This window comes from Amycolatopsis eburnea (assembly GCF_003937945.1).
GTDB lineage: Bacteria > Actinomycetota > Actinomycetes > Mycobacteriales > Pseudonocardiaceae > Amycolatopsis > Amycolatopsis eburnea.
In genome coordinates, this window is sequence record NZ_RSEC01000022.1 from 1 (window position 1) to 7,623 (window position 7,623).

Genomic DNA, 7,623 nt, shown 5'->3' on the forward strand with positions numbered 1-7,623 from the left:
ACGCTACATCGCCCGGGAGCTCTACCGGATCATCACCGCAAACGGCCTCGAACTCACCCCTCGACATCCATAGGAGCATCCCTTTCATGACATCTCCGCGGCGCCGGGAGACCACGCGGCCAGGTGACTCTGCCGCCGGTCACCCGCTCGCCGGGGCGCCGACCGCCCTCGGTCTGAACCGACCGGCGCCGGCCGCGGCGAGTGGCGCCGGGCGGCCCTGCGGTGTCTTGAATGAGTCATTCAGGACCTCCGAAGACCTGAATGACTCATTCAAGACGTCGGCGAAGCCGCCTCGTTCGGGCCGCGGGACCGGCCGCCTCGCGTTACCGCCCGGACGCGCCCCGTGCCGTGATCACCACCGCCCGAAATGGGTGCGCGTCGCGCCGCCCGGCACGGCCTCCCGAGGGGCACAATCGAGCCCGGCGAGTGCGGGATAGGCTGGGGGACCCGGGCGCGCCGGTCCGATCCAGACAGGGGAGGTTTTCGCTGGTGTCGAACGATTCTTTCGTCCACCTGCACGTCCACACCGAGTACTCGATGCTCGACGGTGCGGCGAAGATCGCCCCCCTCTTCGCGGAGGCGGCGCGCCTCGGCATGCCCGCGGTCGGGATGACCGACCACGGCAACATGTACGGCGGCGACGAGTTCTACCAGCAGGCCAAGAAGGCCGGCATCAAGCCGATCATCGGCATCGAGGCCTACATCGCGCCGGAGAGCCGGTTCCACAAGAAGCCCGTCTTCTGGGGGCAGGCCAACCAGCGCGGCTCGGACGAGTTCGGTGAGGGCGGCGACGTCTCCGGTGGCGGTGCCTACACGCACATGACCATGCTCGCCGAGAACGCCACCGGGCTGCGGAACCTCTTCAAGCTGTCCTCGCTGGCCAGCATGCAGGGCTACTACCGCAAGCCCCGGATGGACCGCGAGCTGATCTCCGAGAACCACTCCGGCATCATCGCCACCACCGGCTGCCCGTCCGGCGAGGTGCAGACCCGGCTGCGGCTGGGCCAGAAGGAGGCGGCGATCCAGGCCGCGTCCGACTACAAGGACATCTTCGGCGCGGACAACTTCTTCCTCGAGCTGATGGACCACGGCCTGCCCATCGAGCGGTCGGTCCGCGAGGGCCTGCTCGAGATCGGCCGCCTGCTCGACCTCAAGCCGCTCGCCACGAACGACTCGCACTACGTCACCAAGGACCAGGCGGACACGCACTCGGCGCTGCTGTGCGTCCAGGCGGGCAAGACCCTCAACGACCCGACGCGGTTCAAGTTCGACGGCGACGGCTACTACCTCAAGTCCGCCGCGGACATGCGCGAGTACTGGGACAAGGAGGTCCCCGGCGCGGCCGACACCACGCTGATGATCGCCGAGCGCGTCCAGTCCTACGAAGAGGTCTACGCGCACAAGGACCGGCTGCCGTTCTTCGAGGTGCCCGAGGGCTACGACCAGGGCGGCTGGCTGCGCGAGGAGGTCAAGCGCGGCCTCAAGTGGCGCTTCCCGGACGGCGTGCCGGACGAGTACTACAACGAGCGCATCGAGATCGAGCTCGACGTCATCATCGGCAAGGGCTTCCCGGCGTACTTCCTCATCGTCGCCGACCTCATCAGCTACGCCCGCCGCGTCGGCATCCGCGTCGGCCCGGGCCGTGGCTCGGCCGCCGGCTCGCTCGTCGCGTACGTCCTCGGTATCACGAACCTGGACCCGATCCCGCAGAAGCTGCTGTTCGAGCGGTTCCTGAACCCCGAGCGCGTCTCGATGCCCGATATCGACATCGACTTCGACGACCGCCGGCGCGGCGAGATGATCCGGTACGCCACCGAGAAGTACGGCGCGGACAAGGTCGCCCAGGTCATCACCTTCGGCACCATCAAGACCAAGGCCGCGATCAAGGACTCCGCGCGCGTCCACTTCGGCCAGCCCGGCTACGCGATCGCGGACAAGATCTCCAAGGCGCTGCCGCCGCCGATCATGGCGAAGGACATCCCGCTCTCGGGCATCGTCGACCCGAAGCACGAGCGCTACGGCGAGGCCGCCGAGGTCCGCGCGCTGGTCGAGACCGACGAAGAGTGCAAGACGATCTTCGAGACCGCCCGCGGCCTCGAGGGCCTGATCCGCAACGCGGGCGTGCACGCCTGCGCGGTCATCATGTCGTGCGACCCGCTGACCGACGCGATCCCGCTCTGGCAGCGTGACGACGGCTCGATCATCACCGGCTGGGACTACCCGTCGTGCGAGGCCATCGGCCTGCTGAAGATGGACTTCCTGGGCCTGCGGAACCTGACGGTCATCGGCGACGCGATCGACAACATCAAGGCCAACCGCGGGATCGACATCGACCTCGACACCCTCGGCGTCGACGACCCCGAGACGTACAAGCTGCTCGCCCGCGGCGACACGCTCGGCGTGTTCCAGCTGGACGGCGGGCCGATGCGCGACCTGCTCCGCCGGATGGAGCCCACGGTCTTCGACGACATCGTCGCGGTCGGCGCGCTGTACCGCCCCGGCCCGATGGGCATGAACGCGCACAACGACTACGCGGACCGGAAGAACAACCGGCAGAAGGTCAAGCCGATCCACCCGGAGCTCGACGAGCCGCTGCGCGAGATCCTGGCCGACACCTACGGCCTGATCGTGTACCAAGAGCAGATCATGCACATCGGCCAGAAGGTGGCCGGGTACACGATGGGGCGCGCGGACGTGCTCCGCCGCGCGATGGGCAAGAAGAAGAAGGAAGTCCTCGACAAGGAGTACGAGGGCTTCGAAGCCGGCATGCGGGCCAGCGAGCTGGTCCCCGGCGGGTTCTCCAAAGAGGCGATCAAGGCGCTCTGGGACACGATCCTCCCGTTCGCCGGCTACGCGTTCAACAAGAGCCACGCGGCCGCGTACGGCCTGGTCTCCTACTGGACCGCGTACCTCAAGGCGAACTTCACCCCGGAGTACATGGCCGCGCTGCTGACCTCGGTCGGCGACAACAAGGACAAGTCGGCGGTCTACCTGTCCGAGTGCCGCCGCCTCGGCATCAAGGTGCTGCCGCCGGACGTCAACGAGTCGGCCCTGCGGTTCGCGGCCGTCGGGGACGACATCCGCTTCGGCATGGGTGCCGTCCGCAACGTCGGCGCGAACGTCGTCGAGTCGATCATCAAGACCCGCGAGGAGAAGGGCAAGTACGCCTCCTTCACCGACTTCCTCGACAAGTCCGAGCTCGTGGCCTGCAACAAGCGGGTGATCGAGTCGCTGATCAAGGCGGGCGGGTTCGACTCGCTCGGCCACACGCGCCTGTCGATGATCCAGGTCCACGAAGACGCGGTCGAAGCCGTCGTCCCGCTCAAGCGCCAGGAGGCGATGGGCCAGTTCGACCTGTTCGGCTTCGGCGGGGACGAGGGCGAGGCGGCCCCGTCGTCGTCGCCGCTCGCGCACCTGAAGTTCGGCGAGGAGGAGTACCCGCGTAAGCAGCTGCTCGCCTACGAGCGGGAGATGCTCGGCCTGTACGTCTCGGCGCACCCGCTGGACGGCGCCGAGCGGATCCTGCGCAAGCACGCCCCGAAGCCGATCGCCGCGATCCTCGCCGATCCGCCGCGGGAAGGCGAGATCGTCATCTCCGGGTTGATCACGTCGCTGGAACGGCGGGTCAACAAGAAGGGCGAGCCCTGGGCGATCTGCACGGTCGAGGACATGGACGCCTCGCTCGAGGTGCTGTTCTTCCCGAAGTCGTACGCGCTGTTCTCGGGTGAGCTGATCGAGGACAACGCGGTGCTGGTCAAGGGCCGGGTCAACTGGCGCGAGGACAAGATGTCCGTCTTCGGCGGCGGCCTCGCGACGCTCGACCTGTCCGAGGTCGGCACCGGCAGCGGCGACGACGAGCCGCCGCTGGTCCTGCTGGCCGCGGCGGAGAAGATCGACCAGTCGGTCGTCAGCGAGCTGCGGTCCACGCTGCTGGCGCACAAGGGCGAAACGCAGGTCCACCTCAAGCTGGTGGGGCGGAACCAGACGGTGTTCGCGCTCCACGACTACCCGGTGAAGGTCAGCTCGATGCTGATCGGCGAGCTCAAGGGCATCCGGGGCATCACCGCTTCGACGTGAGCCGCGGCAAGGCGGGATCCACGCGCACAACGCGCGCGGATCCCGCCTTTCGTGTTTGCTGGACAGGATGACCCACGAGCCCGATCCCCGCCGCTGGAAAGCGCTTGCCGTCTCGCTGACGGCCGGGTTCATGGGCCTGCTCGACGTCAGCATCGTCAACGTCGCCCTCCCCTCGATGCAGGCCGGGCTGCACGCGAGCAGCGGCGGGATCCGCTGGGTCGTCTCCGGGTACGCGCTGGCGTTCGGCCTGGTCCTGGTCACCGGCGGCCGCCTCGGGGACGCGTTCGGCCGCCGGAACATGTTCCTCGGCGCCCTGGCCGCGTTCGTCGTCACCAGCGCGCTGGCCGGCGCGGCCCCCAACGAGACGACGCTGGTCATCGCCCGGCTCGCCCAGGGCGTCGCGGCGGGCATGCTGACCCCGCAGAACACCGGCCTGATCCAGGACCTCTTCCGCGGCGCCGAGCGCGGCCGCGCGTTCGGGATGTTCGGCGCGGTCGTCGGGATCTCGACGGCGGTCGGCCCGATCCTCGGCGGCGCCATCATCGCGGCCTTCGGCGCCCAGGACGGCTGGCGCTGGGTGTTCTACGTCAACGTCCCGATCGGCGTGCTCGCGTTCGCGCTGGCCCTGCGGCTGCTGCCGCGCAGCGAGAAGAAACGGCTCAGGCTCCGGTCGGAGATCGACTTCGCCGGCATCGTGCTGCTGGCGATCGCGGTGCTCGGCGTGCTCCTGCCGGTCGTCGAATCCGACAACCACGGGCTCGCGCGGCTGTGGTGGCTGTTCCCGGTCGCCCTGGTCTTCGGCGCCGCCTTCGCGCGGTGGGAGCACCGGGTGTCCCGGCGCGGCCGGACGCCGCTGCTGGACACGCGGCTGTTCACCGGCACCCCGGGCTACGCCGCCGGCGCGGCGGTCGGCGCGCTCTACTTCTGCGGGTTCGCCGGGATCTGGCTGGTCTTCGCCATGTACTTCCAGCAGGGGCTGGGCTATTCACCCCTGCAGTCGGGGCTCTCGGTGACCCCGTTCGCGCTCGGCTCGGCGGTCTCCGCGGCCGTCGCCGGGCGGCTGGTGCCCCGCTTCGGCAGGCTGCTCACCGTGACCGGGCTGGCCGTGGTCGCCCTCGGCCTGCTGGTCGTCGCGCTGCTCGCCGAGCTGGTCCCGCCAGCGGCGTCCGGCTGGGCCTTCGCGCTGCCGCTGCTGTTCGCGGGCGTCGGCGGCGGGATGGTGATCTCGCCGAACACGACGTTGACGCTCGAATGCGTGCCGGTCCGGATGGCCGGCGTCGCGGGCGGCGCGCTGCAGACCGGCCAGCGGATCGGCACCGCGATCGGGACCGCGGTGCTCGCTTCGGTGTTCGGCGCGGTGGTGGGCGCCGGGCTCGCGTACCCGGTCGCGCTGACCGTGGCGCTCTGCTGCGCGGCCGCCATGACATGCGGGGCGCTGGCACTGGCGATCGCCGAGCTCCGGGCACGCCGGCAACGCGCCTCGGTAGAGGAACGCGAGAAGCGGGAAGCCGAAGCTTCGGCCGCGGACGTCCAGCGGGGCTGAGACACTACTTTCCGCAGATTCGCGATGCTCCATCCGGGTGACGAGCGCGCGAATTCCCTGGTGCTACGCAGAGCAACCGGGTAGATCTTATGGAGCCTTCACTGCGCGGCTTCGGCTACCGACAGTGGCAATCAGTCGGCCACCCGGGGATGGGGTGACCGGCTCGAGCGATCGAGGCGTCCGGAGTTCGAGGGAATGGACACACTCGGTCACCTTCCGTCCAGTGAGTCGTCGGCGTCCGCGGGGGACCGTCCGGCACTCGCGGAAGGACTGCCCGCCGGTGCCGCCGGCGCGTGACGGCGCGGGCGGGCCCGGGTGAGGGGGAACCGGGCCCGCCCGTTCTTCGTGTCGCGGTTGGGCTCGGGCTCGTGATCATGCTGGGATGTCGGCGTCCGAAAGACCCGAACCCGGGAGCACCGATGACCGAGCAGCCGTCACGGCGGGCGACCAGGGTGTGGCGCCGTCCCATGCGATCCCGTGACCGCGCCGAGCACCACCGCGTCGCGACACCGCTGGAACTCCTGTTCGACCTCTGTTTCGTGGTCGCCGTCGGCCAGGCGGCCGCGCAGCTGCACCACGCCCTCGCCGAAGGTCACTTCGGCCACGGCGTCCTGTCCTTCGCGATGGTGTTCTTCGCGATCTGGTGGGGCTGGCTGAACTTCAGCTGGTTCGCCTCGGCGTTCGACACCGACGACGTGCCGTACCGGCTGGCGACGCTCGTGCAGATCGCCGGCGGGCTGACCGTGGCGGCGGCGGTGTCCAGCGCCTTCGAAGGCGACTTCCGGCTGATGGTCGCGGGCTACGTCCTGATGCGGCTGGCCCTGGTGGTCCAGTGGCTGCGCGCCGCGCGGGCCGACCCGGAGTGCCGGCCGTCCGCGCTGCGGTACGCGGCCGGCATCACGCTGGTCCAGCTGCTGTGGGTCGCCTTCCTGTGGGTGCCGCACGGTGCCCAGCTGCCCGCGTTCGTCGTGTTCGCCGTCCTGGAGATGGCCGTGCCGGTGTGGGCGGAACGCCGGCACGGGACGACGTGGCACCCGCACCACATCGCCGAGCGGTACGGCCTGTTCACCCTGATCGTGCTCGGCGAAGTGATCCTCAGCGCGACGAACGCGCTCAAGGAGGGGACCGCCGAGCCGGGTCACCTCGGCGCGCTGATCTCGCTGGCCGCGGCCGCGCTCGTCCTGGTGTTCTCGATGTGGTGGCTGTACTTCGACCGCCCCGGCCACGCGCGGCTCGTCCGCAGCCCGACCATGTTCACGTCGATGAGCTGGGGCTACGGCCACTACTTCATCTTCGGTTCGGCCGCGGCGGTGGGCGCGGGCCTCGAGGTGGCGGTCGCCTACGACACCGGGACGCTGCACCTGGGCGGGGTGGCCGCGGCGCTGCCGACCACGGTGCCGGTCGCGGTGTTCCTGCTGAGCGTGTGGCTGCTGCACATCGGCCCGACCAACGAGTGCCGCCCGATCGCCATCGGCTTCCCGGTGGCGGCGGTCCTCGTCCTGGCGGCATCCTTCACGCCGGCGCCCATCCACGTGACCGCGGTGCTGGCGGCCGCGCTCGTCGCGCTGACGGTCGTCGCGACGCACGGGGAGCCGCAGCCGGGGTGAGCGGGGATCGGTGCAGGTCAGCGGCCTGACGCGAAAAAAGGGACCCCCCTGTGCGAGGGGGTTCCGGGGGCATGTAAAGTTCTCCAAGTCGCCAGGGAAACCGGGCGGCCGCCGGGAACACGAACCAAGCTCCCACAGTCGTGGTAGAGTGGGTGGTCCCGAACCAGGGTGGTATCCCTGGAACAAAGCTTGAAACAAAAGCCGAAGACCAAGGCGCCTTCGCGGCGCGGCGGTCCGAAGTGTGTTGCTTGAGAACTCAACAGTGTGCTAGTGAACTAAGCCAGTAGAGCTTATATTTGAAACCCCTCGTCGGGGTTTCCTTTGAGAGCAAGTATTTTGCCTCGATTGAACTGTTCATTGTTGGAGAGTTTGATCCTGGCTCAGGACGAACGCTGG

3 protein-coding genes are annotated in these 7,623 nt (G+C 69.3%); all 3 read left to right on the forward strand.

The features are described 5' to 3' along the window. Window positions 1-489 precede the first annotated feature (489 nt). The 3 genes from dnaE (at window position 490) to EIY87_RS06260 (ending at window position 7,227) form a co-directional block, all read left to right on the forward strand. Window positions 490-4,077: a DNA polymerase III subunit alpha gene (gene dnaE / locus EIY87_RS06250; protein WP_125306703.1), complete on the forward strand. Its 3,588-nt coding sequence runs from the start codon at window positions 490-492 to the stop codon at window positions 4,075-4,077. A gap of 67 nt (window positions 4,078-4,144) precedes the next feature. Further along, window positions 4,145-5,620 (forward strand): MFS transporter, encoded by a 1,476-nt coding sequence (locus EIY87_RS06255; RefSeq protein WP_125306704.1) that lies wholly within the window; start codon window positions 4,145-4,147, stop codon window positions 5,618-5,620. Window positions 5,621-6,039: 419 nt separating this feature from the next. Beyond that, window positions 6,040-7,227, forward strand: a complete 1,188-nt coding sequence (locus EIY87_RS06260) for a low temperature requirement protein A (RefSeq protein WP_125306705.1) — start codon at window positions 6,040-6,042, stop codon at window positions 7,225-7,227. The last annotated feature ends 396 nt before the right edge of the window (window positions 7,228-7,623 follow it).

What these genes read in the sequence shown, in the direction of transcription:
- EIY87_RS06255 (WP_125306704.1), top strand. Translation starts at nt 4,145, where the DNA reads ATGACCCACGAGCCCGATCCCCGCCGCTGGAAAGCGCTTGCCGTCTCG.
- EIY87_RS06260 (WP_125306705.1), top strand. Translation starts at nt 6,040, where the DNA reads ATGACCGAGCAGCCGTCACGGCGGGCGACCAGGGTGTGGCGCCGTCCC.